General features: G+C 36.3%; 14 protein-coding genes and 1 tRNA gene. 11 read left to right on the forward strand and 4 right to left on the reverse strand.

The window, feature by feature from the left end; genetic code table 11:
* Position 1 precedes the first annotated feature (1 nt).
* On the forward strand, positions 2–1060 hold the full coding sequence (locus tag AC4BC3_RS05710; protein WP_490467193.1) for a lysylphosphatidylglycerol synthase transmembrane domain-containing protein: 1059 nt from the start codon (positions 2–4) through the stop codon (positions 1058–1060).
* 172 nt (positions 1061–1232) lie between these two features.
* Complete coding sequence (gene clpB, locus AC4BC3_RS05715) at positions 1233–3842, forward strand: ATP-dependent chaperone ClpB (protein ID WP_490467194.1); 2610 nt, start codon at positions 1233–1235, stop codon at positions 3840–3842.
* 75 nt (positions 3843–3917) lie between these two features.
* On the opposite strand, the gene AC4BC3_RS05720 is transcribed toward clpB, so the two are convergent.
* Genes AC4BC3_RS05720 through AC4BC3_RS05730 form a run of 3 tightly spaced genes read right to left on the reverse strand, consistent with a single transcriptional unit; the run spans position 3918 to position 6323 of the window.
* On the reverse strand, positions 3918–4589 hold the full coding sequence (locus AC4BC3_RS05720) for a DUF2238 domain-containing protein (RefSeq protein WP_490467195.1): 672 nt from the start codon (positions 4587–4589) through the stop codon (positions 3918–3920).
* A complete protein-coding gene (locus AC4BC3_RS05725; protein ID WP_490467196.1) occupies positions 4586–5077 on the reverse strand; it encodes a nucleoside 2-deoxyribosyltransferase in 492 nt (163 codons plus the stop codon). Before AC4BC3_RS05725 ends, AC4BC3_RS05720 begins: the two co-directional genes overlap by 4 nt.
* Positions 5078–5102: 25 nt before the next feature.
* Positions 5103–6323 (reverse strand): GNAT family N-acetyltransferase, encoded by a 1221-nt coding sequence (locus AC4BC3_RS05730; protein WP_490467197.1) that lies wholly within the window; start codon positions 6321–6323, stop codon positions 5103–5105.
* Between the two features lie 147 nt (positions 6324–6470).
* On the opposite strand from AC4BC3_RS05730, the gene lepA reads away from it, so the two are divergent.
* The 4 genes from lepA to AC4BC3_RS05750 all read left to right on the forward strand — a co-directional run bounded on the left by lepA (position 6471) and on the right by AC4BC3_RS05750 (position 10719).
* Complete coding sequence (gene lepA / locus AC4BC3_RS05735) at positions 6471–8306, forward strand: translation elongation factor 4 (RefSeq protein WP_206908979.1); 1836 nt, start codon at positions 6471–6473, stop codon at positions 8304–8306.
* Between the two features lie 336 nt (positions 8307–8642).
* The gene (locus tag AC4BC3_RS05740) at positions 8643–10025 is read left to right on the forward strand and encodes a DUF6270 domain-containing protein (protein WP_490467198.1); all 1383 of its coding nucleotides are present in this window, start codon (positions 8643–8645) and stop codon (positions 10023–10025) included.
* Between the two features lie 256 nt (positions 10026–10281).
* Positions 10282–10355, forward strand: a tRNA-Ile gene (locus AC4BC3_RS05745).
* 31 nt (positions 10356–10386) lie between these two features.
* Positions 10387–10719: an antibiotic biosynthesis monooxygenase family protein gene (locus tag AC4BC3_RS05750; RefSeq protein WP_490467199.1), complete on the forward strand. Its 333-nt coding sequence runs from the start codon at positions 10387–10389 to the stop codon at positions 10717–10719.
* A gap of 867 nt (positions 10720–11586) precedes the next feature.
* Here the strand turns inward: AC4BC3_RS05750 and AC4BC3_RS05755 are convergent.
* A complete protein-coding gene (locus tag AC4BC3_RS05755; RefSeq protein ID WP_490467200.1) occupies positions 11587–12339 on the reverse strand; it encodes a MerR family transcriptional regulator in 753 nt (250 codons plus the stop codon).
* A gap of 280 nt (positions 12340–12619) precedes the next feature.
* On the opposite strand from AC4BC3_RS05755, the gene AC4BC3_RS05760 reads away from it, so the two are divergent.
* The 5 genes from AC4BC3_RS05760 to AC4BC3_RS05780 all read left to right on the forward strand — a co-directional run bounded on the left by AC4BC3_RS05760 (position 12620) and on the right by AC4BC3_RS05780 (position 16347).
* Positions 12620–13834 (forward strand): MFS transporter, encoded by a 1215-nt coding sequence (locus AC4BC3_RS05760; protein ID WP_490467201.1) that lies wholly within the window; start codon positions 12620–12622, stop codon positions 13832–13834.
* Positions 13835–14080: 246 nt separating this feature from the next.
* Entirely contained in the window at positions 14081–14962 is an 882-nt protein-coding gene (locus AC4BC3_RS05765; RefSeq protein ID WP_206908991.1) for a LysR family transcriptional regulator, read from the forward strand.
* A 97-nt stretch (positions 14963–15059) separates the two neighbouring features.
* Positions 15060–15572 (forward strand): flavodoxin, encoded by a 513-nt coding sequence (locus AC4BC3_RS05770; protein ID WP_490467202.1) that lies wholly within the window; start codon positions 15060–15062, stop codon positions 15570–15572.
* A gap of 31 nt (positions 15573–15603) precedes the next feature.
* Complete coding sequence (locus AC4BC3_RS05775) at positions 15604–16017, forward strand: cupin domain-containing protein (protein ID WP_490467203.1); 414 nt, start codon at positions 15604–15606, stop codon at positions 16015–16017.
* A gap of 15 nt (positions 16018–16032) precedes the next feature.
* A complete protein-coding gene (locus AC4BC3_RS05780; RefSeq protein WP_206908997.1) occupies positions 16033–16347 on the forward strand; it encodes a carboxymuconolactone decarboxylase family protein in 315 nt (104 codons plus the stop codon).
* The last annotated feature ends 36 nt before the right edge of the window (positions 16348–16383 follow it).

Consider the following 16383-nt stretch of genomic DNA (forward strand, 5'->3'; position numbering starts at 1 on the left):
GATGTCGAATAAACGAACAAAAACGAAATTATTTTTAAACTTACTATTATTATTATTGATTCTTGGTATCATCTACTATTTGATTCAACATTCATTAGCAGACATTTTAGCAGAATTATTATCAACAAGTTTTGTTGTATTACTTGGTGTTCTTTTGTTGGGAACAATTTACCAGATAGCGGAAGGTCGTTCCATTAAAGAAATTGCGAGGCCTTTTGCTCCAGAGTTTTCAACGAAGGATGGTTTTTGGACTTCCTGCTACGTGGCATTTTATCGAATTGTTTCTTTTGGTACAGGAACCTTGATTTCTGAAGTCTATTTTTATAACAAAAAAGGGATGCGGTTTTCGCAAGGGGTAGGGGTAACAGCTTTACACATGATTATGTACAAGATGGCAGTCATCACCTACGCAGTAATCGGCTTATTGATCCAATTTTCATTGTTTTATACGGAAGCACCAAAAATGATCCCTTTTATTTTAGCAGGAATCATTTTAACAATTGTTATTGTGAGTGCTTTGTTAGTTTTATCAATAAGTCTCAATGTCCAAGTATTGTTTGTAAAACTAGCTAATCGACTGTGTAAACGAAACAAGACACGAGCATTAGTTGATAATTGGAATATCCAGATTTATTCGTTACGCGAAACAGTTCAAACAATCGTAAAAGATCGGACAGCATTGGGCTGGATTTATTTTTGGAATTTAGTTAAGTTACTCTTTTGGTACATTATTCCTTATTTGACTCTAGTTGAGAATCACCCATCAGTGGACTTTTTACTCACATTTTCTTTTGTTAGTTTTTCTGTAGTCTTAGCAGGAGTCTTGCCAACTCCAGGTGGGATTGGTTCATTTGAATTTGTGTATTTGTTATTATTCCGTCCACTTGTTGGAACCGTTGATGCGGTATCTTCGTTATTGTTGTATCGCTTTAGTTCATTTGTATTACCATTTATCTATGGCATGTTCTACGTTCTAGTTGAACGACGAGCAGTCATCAAACAAGAAATTAATGAGGTTAGACGAAAAAAAGTCAGTGAGTCTAGCCGAGAAGAAATATAAAAAGTCTAAAGGTAGAGAACCTGTTTCAGTTGTTCTTTTACTTTTAGATTTTTTTTTGAAAAGTCAGAGTTTATTCTTTGACCAATGTTGACCAAAAGGGTATAATGTTTGTTGTAGGATTGATAAGTAAGAAACAATTATCCTTGAACTTTCAATATAGGAGGTAGTTTATATGAATATTGAAAAAATGACAACTACGCTTCAAGAAGCGATTGCAGAAGCACAGCAAGTTGCTGTGACGCGAAAACATCAAGAAATTGATATTGCGCATCTTTGGAAGATCTTTTTACAACCAAGTCATTTTGGACGGAATTTCTATACGGATGCGGGAGTTGACGTTGATCAATTTGAACGCGAAGTTGACCGCTTATTAGATGAATATCCAAGTGTTTCAGGTGGGAATATTCAGTATGGTCAAAATTTAAGTCAAAATTTATTTAGCTTGTTAAATGAAGCAGACCAATTAAAAGAAAGCTTTGGAGATGAATTTCTATCAACAGAAATCGTTATCCTAGCATTGATGAAATTAAAACATTATCCTTTAACAACTTATTTAGTTAAACAAGGAATCACAGAAAAAGAACTTCGGAAAAACATTGAAGACATGCGAGGAGGGGAAAAAGTGACCTCAAAAAATCAAGAAGAACAATACAAAGCATTAGAAAAGTACGGTGTGGACTTAGTACAACAAGTCCGTAGTGGCAAAATGGATCCAATCATCGGACGTGATGAAGAAATTCGAGATGTGATCCGAATTCTTTCGCGAAAAACAAAGAATAACCCCGTTTTGATTGGGGAGCCTGGGGTTGGTAAAACTGCGATCGTCGAAGGCTTAGCACAACGAATCGTTCGTAAAGATGTTCCAGAAAACTTGAAAGATAAAACCATTTTTTCATTAGATATGGGCGCATTGATTGCAGGAGCAAAATTCCGCGGTGAATTTGAAGAACGATTGAAAGCTGTTTTGAAAGAAGTAACAAAAAGTGAAGGCAGAATCATCCTATTTATTGATGAAATTCATAACATTGTAGGGGCTGGTAAAACAGAAGGCAGTATGGACGCTGGAAACTTACTAAAACCAATGCTTGCTCGTGGTGAACTACATTTGATCGGCGCAACAACTTTAGATGAATATCGTCAATATATGGAAAAAGATAAAGCTTTGGAACGTCGTTTCCAAAAAGTGTTGGTGAAAGAACCAACTGTTGAAGACACCATTAGTATTTTACGTGGTTTAAAAGAACGATTTGAAATACACCATGGGGTCAATATCCATGACAATGCTCTGGTTGCAGCTGCTACTTTATCGGATCGTTATATAACAGATCGTTTTTTACCAGATAAAGCAATCGATTTAATTGATGAAGCAAGTGCTACGATTCGTGTTGAAATGAACTCAATGCCTACGGAACTTGACCAAGTCACTCGTCGATTAATGCAATTAGAAATCGAAGAGGCAGCTTTGAAAAAAGAATCAGATGATGCAAGTAAAAAACGTTTGAAAAATCTTCAAGAAGAACTAGCGGACTTACGTGAAGAAGCAAATGCGATGAAGATGCAATGGGAAACAGAAAAAGAAGAAGTAAATACTGTTTCAACAAAGCGTGCGGAAATCGACAAAGCCAAACACGAATTAGAAGATGCAGAAAATAATTATGATTTAGAACGTGCGGCTGTCTTACGTCATGGAACAATTCCTCAACTAGAAAAAGAATTAAAAGAACTAGAAGCTAAAGCTAAAAATGATGATATCAAAATGGTTCAAGAATCCGTGACTGAAAATGAAATCGCACAAGTGGTTGGTCGGTTGACAGGTATTCCAGTAACCAAATTGGTTGAAGGTGAACGTGAAAAACTAATCAAACTAAATGAAACATTGCATAAACGTGTGATTGGTCAAGATGAAGCAGTGGATGCTGTAAGTGATGCAGTTATTCGTTCACGTGCTGGATTGCAAGATCCAAATCGTCCACTTGGCTCGTTCTTATTCTTAGGACCAACTGGGGTAGGTAAGACCGAATTAGCTAAAGCACTGGCAGAAAACTTGTTTGATTCCGAAGACCATATGGTTCGAATCGATATGAGTGAATATATGGAAAAACATTCTGTGTCACGATTAGTCGGAGCGCCTCCAGGTTATGTTGGCTATGAAGAGGGCGGTCAATTAACTGAAGCCGTTCGTCGCAATCCATATACGATTGTTTTACTTGATGAAATCGAAAAAGCACATCCGGATGTCTTTAATATTTTATTACAAGTGCTAGATGATGGGCGCTTAACAGATTCCAAAGGGCGAGTGGTTGACTTTAAAAATACCGTATTGATTATGACAAGTAACATTGGTTCACAACTATTGTTAGAAGGTGTGACAGCGGAAGGCACGATTCCAGAAGCAGTGGAAGAACAAGTACGCACGATTTTGCGTGGAAACTTTAAACCAGAGTTCTTGAACAGAATTGACGATACGATTCTATTCACACCATTAAGTTTGGAAAATGTTAAAGGAATCGTCAATAAAATGGTTGCTCAATTAGCTCGTCGTTTAGAACATCAAGAAATTCAGTTAGAGATTAGCGAAGCCGCAAGAACATGGATTGCCGAAACGGCATATGAACCAGCTTATGGTGCACGTCCATTGAAACGTTTTATCACAAAAGAAGTGGAAACACCTTTAGCAAAAGAAATCGTTGCTGGTCATGTTTTACCAAAATCAAAAGTAACGATTGACTTTCTTGCTGGAAAACTTCACTTTTCAACAGAAGAATTGCCAGAAGAAGAATAAATGGATGAAATAAAAACACTTCAATCATTTCGATTGAAGTGTTTTTATTATGGTATCAGTGCAAGTAAACAAGGGTTATTTCTTTACTTTTTCTAAACGATAACTTTTGAAGTAAGCTAAATTCTTTCGGCTGTTTGCCCAAGCAAAGATTCCCATGAATAGGGCGCCCATTGTATTCGTAAATAAATCGCCCATTGTGTCCATCAAAGCAGCTCGCCCGATAAATAACGTTCCGTTAGAAGCGGCAAATCGTTGTAAATTCATTCCTAAGAATTGATCACAAAGAAACTCCCAGAATTCCCAAAAAACACCACAGGTTCCAGCAAAAGCAAAACCAAATAATAGAAATAACCAAGGACTAGTTTTTTCAATCGGCGCGTCTTTCATTAAATAACCAATCAAACCGTAACCTAATGCTGTTAGAACCATTGGGCTAACAGCATGAAGGATTTTGTCCCAAAAGGGAATGATGCTGATCAAATGCAACCCTGTGCCTAAAAAGACAGAAATGAAAAGAAAGAACCAATAAAACAAAACAATCGCAGCAGGGATTTTTATTTTAAATAGTTTGAAAATAATTTGTGGTAGGAAAATCAAGACGATACCAGCTAAAGATTCGACAATGAAGGTGATTCCTTGGGTAGTAGAATATTTTTGCGTAACAAATTCAAAAATATTGTAACTAACAACAAAAACTCCAAAAGCTAGTAGAGCAATTTGCACTTTTTTTAACTCATTAATAATCATTGTGAGACCTCCTCAGTTAAGTACTCTTTAATTTTTTCCAATAATTCGGTTTCTGAAGCGACCACTTCACCATTTAATTTGATTAAGCCGACGGTATAAAGGTTCAGATAATGAAATTGGTTTTCTGCAACTTCTTGTAAAGCAGCAATTTTTTTAGGATGTGTTCCACCTTGTTGACGGGTATCTGTATATAGACCAATCACGGGAATTCCTTTTACATAAGCAACACCAATTTCAGATGCCACTCCAGCATCAATCGTTAATCCATCAAGTAATGCAACCATCAACTGACTTTCCAAAACTTTTTCAGTATCTGCCAATGCAATCATTTGACTATTGGCATAAGCTGTTTTATCGTTGATTGCTTCATTTTCTTGTGGTAAATAAACAGCAATTTTTGGTGAAATCTCGCGAATTTGAGCAACAAGATTAGCGTTGTATAAAAGGTCGCTTTTAGCGAACATAGGTCCAGCAAAATAAATGTTCATTGTTTATCATCCTTAATTTTAGATTTTAGAAATAATCACTAAAGTAAGCTTCGGTATCTGGAATGATCCGCTCAAGTGATCGTAAAGTTTCTTTGTCAGTTGTGATTCGTTCGATTCGAGAAAGGTACGCAGCTCGGCGGTAATTCATCATCAAACAAGTTAACGTTTGGATATCTAAGTAAACAGCTTCACCAATAGGTTCATCAAGAACCTGTACTTGATCTTCTTCATCCCAAATCAAGCCAAAGATACCATTGTTCCAAGGTGCAATCGGATCTGTCAAAACAAAATGGAAAGGTTTGGCCGTGCTAGCAAAAGGAAATGCTTGCAAAAATTCTTTGACATCGACGATTCTTGCCATAAAATAGGGTTCGATTTGTTCCGTAATTTGACTATCTTCAAGTAAAAAGGCCAGCGGCTCGTTTTTATAAATATCACCTTTAACCCAATAAATCATGGAAAAATGTGCAGAAATAAAATTCCATAAGCCGTTGCGTGCTTCTTGATTCAAGTAAAACATTTCTTTTACATGGAATACTTCTTCTGCTACCCAGTAAAACAAGACACCAAGAGGTTCTTGATTGGCACCATAGTAAACAGCAGCAGTTCGTTCTTCTTCATTTTCAAAGCGCCAATATTCTTCCCAATGAAAACCACTGCGAAAAAGGGCACCGTGATTTTGACGTGCAAATTTTTCATAGACGGCATAAACATCTTCATGATCAACTGGTAAACGTTCAATCATTCCGTTAACGGGTACTTGTTTAGGCAATTGGGTATCACGTATTTTAAAGGAAAGTTTATCGGACATGATTTCCCAACCTTTACGACGATAGTACGGAATATTATAAGGGTAAAGATAAGAAATCCATTGTTTCTTTTTTCTCATATTATCTAAAGCAACGACAATCAAGTCTTGCATTAACCCATGGTTCGCATACTCTGGATACGTACCGACTCCTGTGACACCACCCATCAAATAAGGTGTACCATGAATGTTGACTTCACATGGATAGATAGCGATTTGTGAAATTAATTGGTTGTCATAAAACCAACCAAATACTTCTGATAGTTCTAAGATAGGACGTTTTGATTTGATAAATTCTCGTTTACTTTCAAAACCACTTTCCTCGATATCAGATTCTGTCACTTGAAAAACGTAAGACAATAGTTCGTTAAATTGATCTATGTTTTCTTCTGTAACTGGTTTTAATTCAAGATTTTCTCTGAAATCTTTTTGATCCATTCTTTCATCTCCAATTATTTGATTGTTATAAGTATAACAAAAGTTAAGGAAAAAAACTTCTAAACGCTCACTAATGAAAAAGGCTTTAAATTCCTGTATTTCGTTGGTATAATGGAAAGTGCTGATTAAATGAAAAGAGGAGACGCTATGGATATAAATAAAATGAAGCAACGCCAAGAGCAAATTCGTAATTTCTCGATTATTGCTCACATCGACCATGGAAAATCAACGTTGGCCGATCGTATTTTAGAAATGACGCACACTGTGACGTCTCGTGAAATGCAAGATCAGCTGTTAGACTCAATGGATCTCGAACGTGAACGTGGTATCACGATAAAACTAAATGCTGTTGAATTAAACTATACAGCAAAAAATGGCGAGACGTATATTTTCCACTTAATTGATACACCTGGACACGTCGATTTCACTTATGAAGTTTCACGTAGCTTAGCTGCATGTGAAGGGGCAGTTTTGGTTGTAGATGCAGCGCAAGGAATCGAAGCACAAACATTAGCCAATGTTTATTTAGCTTTAGATAACGATTTAGAAATTTTACCAGTCATTAATAAAATTGATTTACCTGCGGCAGATCCAGAACGTGTGCGTAAAGAAATCGAAGACGTGATCGGTATTGATGCTAGCGAAGCTGTACTTGCTAGTGCGAAGGCTGGAATTGGGATTGAAGATATTCTTGAACAAATCGTAGAATATGTTCCTGCACCAACTGGTGACTTAGATGCGCCACTGAAAGCATTGATTTTTGACTCTGTTTACGACAGTTATCGTGGTGTCGTTCTAAATGTCCGAATCACTGACGGGGTAGTAAAACCTGGTGACAAAATTCAAATGATGAGTAACGGCAAAACTTTTGATGTCACAGAAGTCGGCGTGTTTTCACCAAAAGCAGTTGCCAGAGATTATTTGATGGTAGGGGATGTAGGCTATATTACTGCCAGCATCAAAACTGTACAAGATACACGAGTTGGGGATACCGTTACGCTTGCCGACAATCCGGCTGAAGAAGCTCTCCCTGGTTATCGTAAAATGAATCCAATGGTTTATTGCGGTTTGTATCCGATTGAAACTTCTCGTTATAATGATTTACGTGAGGCTTTGGAAAAATTACAATTAAATGATGCTGCGTTACAATTCGAACCAGAAACGTCACAAGCACTTGGATTTGGTTTCCGTTGTGGGTTCTTAGGATTGTTACACATGGATGTGGTGCAAGAACGTTTGGAACGTGAATTTAATTTAGAATTGATTACAACAGCTCCTTCAGTAATCTATCATGTAAATAAAACCGATGGGTCAACAATCGTAGTAGACAATCCAGCTGATTTCCCGGAACCTGTCACAATCCAAGATGTTGAAGAACCTTTTGTAAAAGCACAAATCATGGTTCCAAACGAATTTGTTGGTGCAGTTATGGAATTGTCTCAGCGTAAACGTGGTGAGTTTATTACAATGGATTATCTTGATGATTATCGTGTGAATGTTGTCTATAACATCCCATTGTCTGAAATTGTTTTTGATTTCTTTGATAAATTAAAATCAAGTACAAAAGGTTACGCATCACTGGATTACGAAATGTCAGGCTATCAAAAGAGCAAGCTAGTGAAAATGGATATCTTGTTGAATGGTGAGAAGGTTGACGCACTTGGATTCATAGTTCACCGAGATTTTGCTTATGAACGTGGAAAAGCGATTGTTGAAAAACTGAAGAAACTGATTCCAAGACAACAATTCGAAGTTCCAATCCAAGCTGCAATTGGCCAAAAAATCGTGGCTCGCTCAGACATCAAAGCCTTGCGTAAAAATGTTTTGGCTAAATGTTATGGTGGAGATGTTTCACGTAAGCGTAAGCTTCTTGAAAAACAAAAAGAAGGTAAGAAACGAATGAAACAAATCGGTAGTGTCGAAGTCCCTCAGGAAGCCTTCATGGCTGTTCTGAAAATGGATGAGGATGAACCGAAGAAATAGTAAGGGGTCTAGCCGTTGAGCTAGACCTATTTTTGCATTTTTCCACGACTTTCCCACGGTTGTATGGGAAATAAATTTATTTTTACATAACCATACGCTAACGTTCGAGTCTAAAAGTTTATCGAGTTCGATTATTTCATCATTTACGATTTAAGAAGCCTGTCGACTAAATAATGACACTGGACATACGTTGCTAGCAAATCACATTTTGATAAGACGGCGTAGTAGCAAAAGGAGAGAGTACAGATGCAAATGGTTGGAAATATTCTAACGGAACGAACTCTTAATTATTTTGTATGATAAAATGTAAATATATATTTTTTAGGAGTTGTTTTTTTGAAAAAAGTTGCGTATAGAAGAAAAATTCAAAATGTTTTTTTTCACGATGATGGTGATACTTTTGACATAGAATATTTTGATGGACAGTTAAAAATCAATAATACAAAAAACTTAAAAGAAGGAGACATTCTTGATTTTGAAGATGATGAAGACGATATAAAAGATACAAATAACGAATATTTTGACATAAGTAGTGTTTTTGAAGCTAAAATTTACAAAAATAAGTTTAGCAGTAAATCAATATATATAAGATCTAAAAACAGATTTGTTTTAAAAAAATTTATTGTTGAAGATGATTCTTACCTTTTTCAAATTGACTTTAATTTGTCTCGAGCAAGATTACCGGTTAGCAACTTGTTTATCTCAATTGAAAATAGTAATCCATCTATGTTGAATTTAAGTATGCTTTTAACACAATACAATATAAAAAATAACACAATTACTTTCAGTGTAAAAAAAGATCACTTAGACAATTTCTTTGCAGATAGTAATCAAGTAGCCAGCTTTTTTGTTGGAGAAAATGAACCCGCGTATCGTGTATTCTCTCCTAAAGATGAGACTAGCAATATCTCAAAAGGAGTTTTTGGAGAAGCGCTAATTAAGTCAACATATCGAACCAAGGTATTTGTTTTAGGTTCTTGTTATAGCAGAAGACTTTTTACGTCAACTGAGTATTTCAATAAAAATTATAAAGATTTTTTTGACGTGACGGGTACACAATTTCAATCATCTTTAATTGCCATTACACAAAAAAAACAAGTAGAAAAATTTTCCCATGATATTTTTGTGGATCAACCAAAATCAGTTCAAACGAGTGTTAAAAATGAACTTGAAAATTCATTTTTTTACAATCTTAAAAATTTGGACATAGACTATTTAATTTTGGATATTTACGCTGATGTAGATAGAGGTATTTGCTTCTTGGAAGATGATAAAATAGTAACATTTTCAAATTATGTTTCGAATAAAACATCCTTTTTAAATGGTAGAAAGTTTCAAACGTTAGCTCCACTAAATAGTTTTGGAAAATATAATGAATTATTCAAAAAAGCAGTAGGCGAATTTAGAAAAGAAATATTGAGCATTTTGCCAGAAGAAAAACTAATTTTGAATCACGTTGTACTTGCCACCGAGTATTTTGATGAGAAAGGGCAAGTTAAAAAATTTGTTAAACGATCATCTGAGATAAGAAATAAAAATATTATTTCAGAAGCATTTTTTAATATTTTAAAAAACGAATTTCCTCGTGCCCATGTCGTGAAAACTGATAGTAGAAAATATAGGGCTTCAGCGAAATCCCCTGACGGCTTGACTTATAATCATTATGAAACTGAATACTACAAAGATAAAATGACTGAAATAAAAAAAATAATAGAATAAAAATTAAGGCGTGCTCAATTGAGTACGTCTCGATAAACAGTTAAATTATTGACTGTCCCGACAGAAACAGAGAGTTTTTCAGCAACTTCTTGTGTCGTATAACCACTAGCCAACAGCCTGTTAACCGTGTTTTGACTATTTTTTACTTGGCGTAGACATTCTAGTTGAAGTTCAGTAAAATAAAGGCGTTGCCGTGGGAACCTTTTTCACATCATCTAATTCCAAAAAAATTCTAGTCTCTCGCAGCGACTCCCAAGTACTCTTAGCTCAGTTGGTCAGAGCAGACGGCTCATAACCGTCCGGTCGTAGGTTCGAGTCCTACAGGGGACATAAATGGAAATATATTTAAGGAGGTAGAGGAATGGCTATTACTGTAAATATTTATTATAGTGGCACAAATGGAAATGCAAAAAGATTTGCAAAAGAAATGATTTTAACTGGAATTGTAGATGATATACGTGGAGAAGATGGTAATATTAAATACGAATACTTTTTTCCAATGGATGATGAGGAAACAATTCTTCTAATTGATAGTTGGATAGATCAGAAAGCATTAGACAAACATCATGATTCTCCAATGATGGCTCATATTACTAAACTTAGAGAAAAATATGATTTGCATATGAGAGTCGAAAGATATGTGACAGATATAAACGATATTTCTACAAAAGACTCCGCATTTATAAGAAAATAAGGCGTTTATTTCACTAAAAAAAGCACCTCTTTAAATTAGATTTTTAGTCTAATCTTTTGGGGTGCACATCATTTTTTGAGGGGCAGTACATACACTATCTATTGCATTTTATTCACCTTCACGGTAAAAAGTTACATTATTAACTGATATTTGAATCTACTAAAAGACCTCAACCCATCAACCCTGGCTGAGGGCTTTTTTTGTTCTGCAATTAACTGTTCTAGTTCTTGAATATCTTCTATAATAGCTTGTTTTCTAATAAATGAGCGCATGTGCGAACGATGACTAAGATATTTATTGCACTCTTTATTTTTTTATTACCAACGTTTGTTAGCTTCAGTTTGTTTATTTTTAGTCATCTTTATTTCACCATTCTTTCGCCTAAATAAAAAAAAGATGAGAGCAACTTTTCTAGTATCTATAAGTATTTATAGGGAAAATGGTTCTCAATATAATAGTATTTATAGATATTATTGGATAACCATAGAACTTTGTGAATAACGACAACTTATAGGAAACCTTTGTTTTCGGCGTTCTTAATCCAAAGTCTTTTCCATCTTGAACCATAACTCAACAGTTCGATTTTTTTATCGAAGTCTATATCTGTCACATCAAACCACAGACTTCAACACGCCGAAAATCCGTTTGAAAACTTATTGTCACAGGTAGGTAAAACGAATCACTTTGAGAAATAGCAGAAGAGAGGATTTGGAAATCTTAATTCAATATACCTTTTATATTTTATAACAGAAAGTGTCTGCTTTGAAAAACACCTATTTAATTCTTCATTTAGCAACTTTTTTTGCTCTTTGAATGAAGAGTAAAAGAGCTTAAGATAGTGCAACAGCAAGGACAACCGTTTAATACTTAATCACAAGAATATCTATTTTCCAAGTCATTTAGCATTGTTTTGATTTCTCTCGCATTCTTCTTTCCTGTCCCAAGAGAAGTAATTAACTGATCACAAACAGAGATGATTTCGGTTTGTTCATCTGGTTGATCAAGGGTATCTACAATCGATATTTCTGAATTTTTATTTACCTCGTTTAACATACGTAGAATGGCTTCTAATGAATATTTCGCATCTCGTAGAGTTTTGATGATTCGAATAATGTTTACATCTAGATTTGTGTAGTAGCGATGACCATTGCTTAGTCGTTGTGATCGTAGCAAGCCATTTAGTTCCCAATTTCGTAGTGAGTCCACCGAAACCCCTAAAAGTTCAGAGATTTCTTTGCGAGAGAATGATTTTATTGAAAGATGATAATTCATATGTAACAGTAGTTCACCGCTAATTTCAGCGGCTTTTTGTGCTTTTTTTAGTTCTTCATCAATAATTTGCTGGTAGCAAAGTAGCTGATGGTGTGCTTCGAAAAATTCTTTCTTAGCGGCAGCTTTGACCATTTCAATCATGGTTTTGCGTAAGTTTGAATGAAGCAACTCAATTTGAAAAGCTTTTCTGGATAGTTTGATTAAGTCTACATGAAAATCTGTATATACGCGATAACCATTTGGCAATCTCTGAGGCTGCGGAATTAGTGCCCATTCTTCATATTTACGAATGGTGTTGGGATGAAGGCCAATGATTTTTGCAACCTCTGATGTGCGGTAGGTATTCATAAAAGGTAGCTCCTTTAAAGATTTTTGCTAAAAACAACCCTACACTATACCACCAGCTTTTTCAAGATTGCTAGAATCAAGGTAGGGGATGAAATGTGGAAGGAATGAGCATGTTTACAGACTATGATTCAAGAAATTTAGAGCTAAATATAAACATTTGGGAATTATACAGTGTTGATGGATGATTCGATGAGTATGAAGTTTATACATCACAAATATGCTTCATCAATTGGTATTTTAGCAGAGAACTCTTTGAAATTAAAATATGAGGAGGTTACAAATGAAACAAAATAAAATCGAAAAACAGTCACAGACATGGTGGTGTAATACTGTCCTGTTTATTATCAGCCAAGGAATCACTTTGTTTGGATCATCTATTGTACAGATGGCCATTATTTGGCAAGTGGCATTGGAAACATCTTCTGGATTATGGGTAACCTTGCTTACTCTAGCATCCACTATCCCACAAACGATGATATCATTTTTCGCGGGTGTATGGGCAGACCGTTATCCCCGCAAACGACTGATTATTATAGCCGATGCTGGGATCGCAATGGTAACCCTTTTGCTGGCGTTGATATTTTTGCTTGGAGGGACCTCAAACGTTCTGATGCCGCTTATTTTGGTATCGGTGCTACGCTCCCTCGGTGCAGGTATTCAAACGCCGGTGGTTAGCGCGGTCATCCCACAAATCGTGCCGGAAGAACATTTGATGCGCTACAACGGCATCAACAGTAGCATGATGTCCATTGTGCAGTTTGCCGCCCCGGCAGTAGCAGGAGCTTTATTATCTCTTGGTTCCTTTCACTGGATACTGCTGTTTGATGTGGCAACGGCTGTCATTGGTATTTTCATCCTGTGGTTTGTATCTATCCCAGTACAGAAGAACTTGAGGCAGGAACAAAAGGATAGCTTTTTTGACGATATGAAAGCAGGCATTTCCTATGCGGGAAGCGACCGACTAGTAAGAGAGGGACTGCTTACCTTTGGCACCTTTATCTTCCTCAGTGTACCCTCTAGTTTTTTGACGGTACTCATGATTGAGAGAACTTTTGGTGAAAGCTATATGTATCTGACAGTGAACGAAATGGTGGGCTTTGTGGGGATGGCGTTGGGAGGTATTTCATTGGGTATTTTGGTGGGCATTCAGGATAAAAGGAAGGTACTCTCATTAGGTCTGTTGGGTTTTGGGCTATTTTCGTTGGCTATCGGCTTCACGTATACCTTTTGGCTGTTTGCGACATTCATATTTCTGATGAGCTTTTTCATCCCAATGGTGCAATCGGCAATCACAACAATGCTACAGGAAAATGTACCAGAAGAAAGGCAGGGAAGGGTTTTTGGATTACTGGGAGTTATGTACAGCGGATTCATGCCCTTAGGAACGGCGTTGTTTGGACCATTGGCTGATGTGCTCAAAATCCAGTGGATGGTGATTGCTTGTGCTGGATTGATTCTATTACTTGGACTGTATATTTTGATGAAAAAGCTATAGAAATGAATACTATATAACTCAAAAGTGAAAGACAATAGCTACTTACGAACGGCTTTTTTATTGGTATGATGGTGTTGGATTTCACTGCTAAGGATATTCTGATGTTAATGAGTAGTTTTGCATAGATAACTTCCCCAAGTAAGTAGCATTAGTATATCTGAAGAAATGTTTTTGTTTTAAGAATAGATGTTAGGTTATACTTTTAATCAGATAGAATGAAAACGAAAGGGTGTGAATCAATTTTATATGGAAATTAGGTTATTAAGATATTTCTGGACAGTTGCTCAAGAAGGGAATATTTCAAGAGCAGCTAAACTATTGAATATCACTCAACCAACTTTAAGTCGGCAGATTCGTGAATTAGAAGAACAAGTGGGAATGCCATTATTTCATAGAGAAAAAAATCAGCTTTTTCTTTTGCCAGAGGGGATTTTTTTAAAGGAACGAGCTGCCGAGATTCTTCAGTTAAATGATAAGTTAGAACAAGATTTTTCTAACAAGAGAAAAAAACAGTTGCAAGGAACGATTGTCATAGGGTGTGTGGAGGCCGATAACTCAGATACCATGGCGATGATGTTAGAAGAGATGGTGAGTGATTATCCCGATGTGCGCTTTAATATTGTGACTGGAACTAGCGATGATATCAGTGATCGCTTGGAGAAGGGGCTCCTTGATTTAGTCGTTTTATTAGACCCCATTACACTTAATGATGTGAATGTTTTGAAATTACCTAGAGAAGAAAGATGGGGATTTTTAGTTTCAAATGAATTGTTTATAGCAAAAAAGGATAAACTTACACCGAAAGATATTATCGGCTTCCCGTTATTATGTTCGAATCGGATAGAAGTACAGAAATTATTAACTTCTTGGAGTGGCAAACCCTTGGATCAACTAAATATTATCGGCAATTTCAACTTAATCTTTAATATTTTTTCATTAGTGGAAAACAAAGTAGGTGCTGCCCTCACGATTGAAGGTGCAGTGTCCAAACGGCAATTAAAAAATTCAACATTTATTCCGATGGAACCAGAGGTCAAAACGAACTGTATGCTAGTATGGAAAGAACGGATTCAAACACCAGTCGTTCAAGAATTTATTACTCGTTTCAAACATGCTTTTGGAGCATAGTGGTATATGGAATAAGCATTAGACGTAAATAAAAATGGGTTGTACGATGAGGACATCAATCGTACGACCCATTTTTATTTGTCAAGGAGGAATCAAATTGAATCCAGTTGTGGTCTACTTCTCCCATGCCGGTGAAAATTTCATCAATGGGATTTCAAAAAAAGTTAGCATGGGTAATACAGAAGTGCTGGCCCATAAAATTGTCAACCGGCTTAATTGCCCTTTGATTCAGTTAAAGGAAATGGCATGCTATCCAGAGAGTTACGATGAAACCGTGAAGTGTGCCGAATATGAGAAAAAAGAAAATAGGCGAGTTGCCTATCAGAAAATCGAACTGGATCGTTCAAAAATAGATACGCTCTTTCTTGGTTATCCCAATTGGTGGGGAAGTTATCCAAGGATTGTAGCAACATTTTTAGAAGATTTTGATACAGATGGGCTAGCCATTTATCCCTTTTGTACCCATGAAGGTAGTGCGTTTGGCAGTAGCATGAATGAGCTTAAAAATCAGTGTCCGAATGCAGATATTCGTAGTGGACTTCCTGTTCGTGGTTCACGAGTTGAACGAGCTGATGTAGCAATTGAAAATTGGTTGCTTGCCTATAAATAGAAAAAATATCAAATCCATGGAGGAATGTAAAATGGCAAAAAATGAAGAAGTAAAAAATGGTGTGATCTTTCCAATCGGAGAAAGAAATGATGCCTATGCGCAATATTTTATTGGACAAAGTTACTTACAAGGTTTGATTTCTGATCCAAAAATTAATGTGGGTGTAGCTAATGTGACTTTTGAACCAGGCTGTCGCAATAACTGGCATATTCATCATGATGGTTTTCAATTATTACTTGTAACAGGGGGCGAAGGTTGGTATCAAGAAGAAGGAAAATCTGCCGAATTCTTAAAAGCAGGCGATGTGATTACCACACATGACGGGGTGAAACATTGGCATGGTGCTACCAAAGACAGCTGGTTTGAACATATTGCGATTACTGCCGGCACTCCGGAATGGTTGGAACCTGTAGATGACCAATGGTATGAAAATTTAAAAAAATAAAGGAGGAGAATATTGATGAAAAAACAAACAGCAGGAAGAGAACAGTTAGGTGAGTTTGCACCACAATTTGCGGCATTAAATGATGATGTGCTTTTTGGAGAAGTGTGGGCGAAAGAAAATGAATTGTCTGCACATGATCGGAGTATGATTACTTGTTCCGCACTTTTAGCGATGGGTGCTCCTCAGCTTGAGGCACATCTGAAAATTGCGAAAGAAAATGGTGTTACCAAAGAAGAAATCACTGCTTTGATTACGCATTTGGCTTTCTATGCTGGTTGGCCTAAAGCTTGGAGTGGATTCTCAATGGCGAAAGAAATATTTGCAGAGTAGCTTTTGGAGATAGAAGCTGGTTATCTTATTACTTTG

It is taken from the genome of Enterococcus sp. AAFC-DPL-6103, assembly GCF_058216595.1.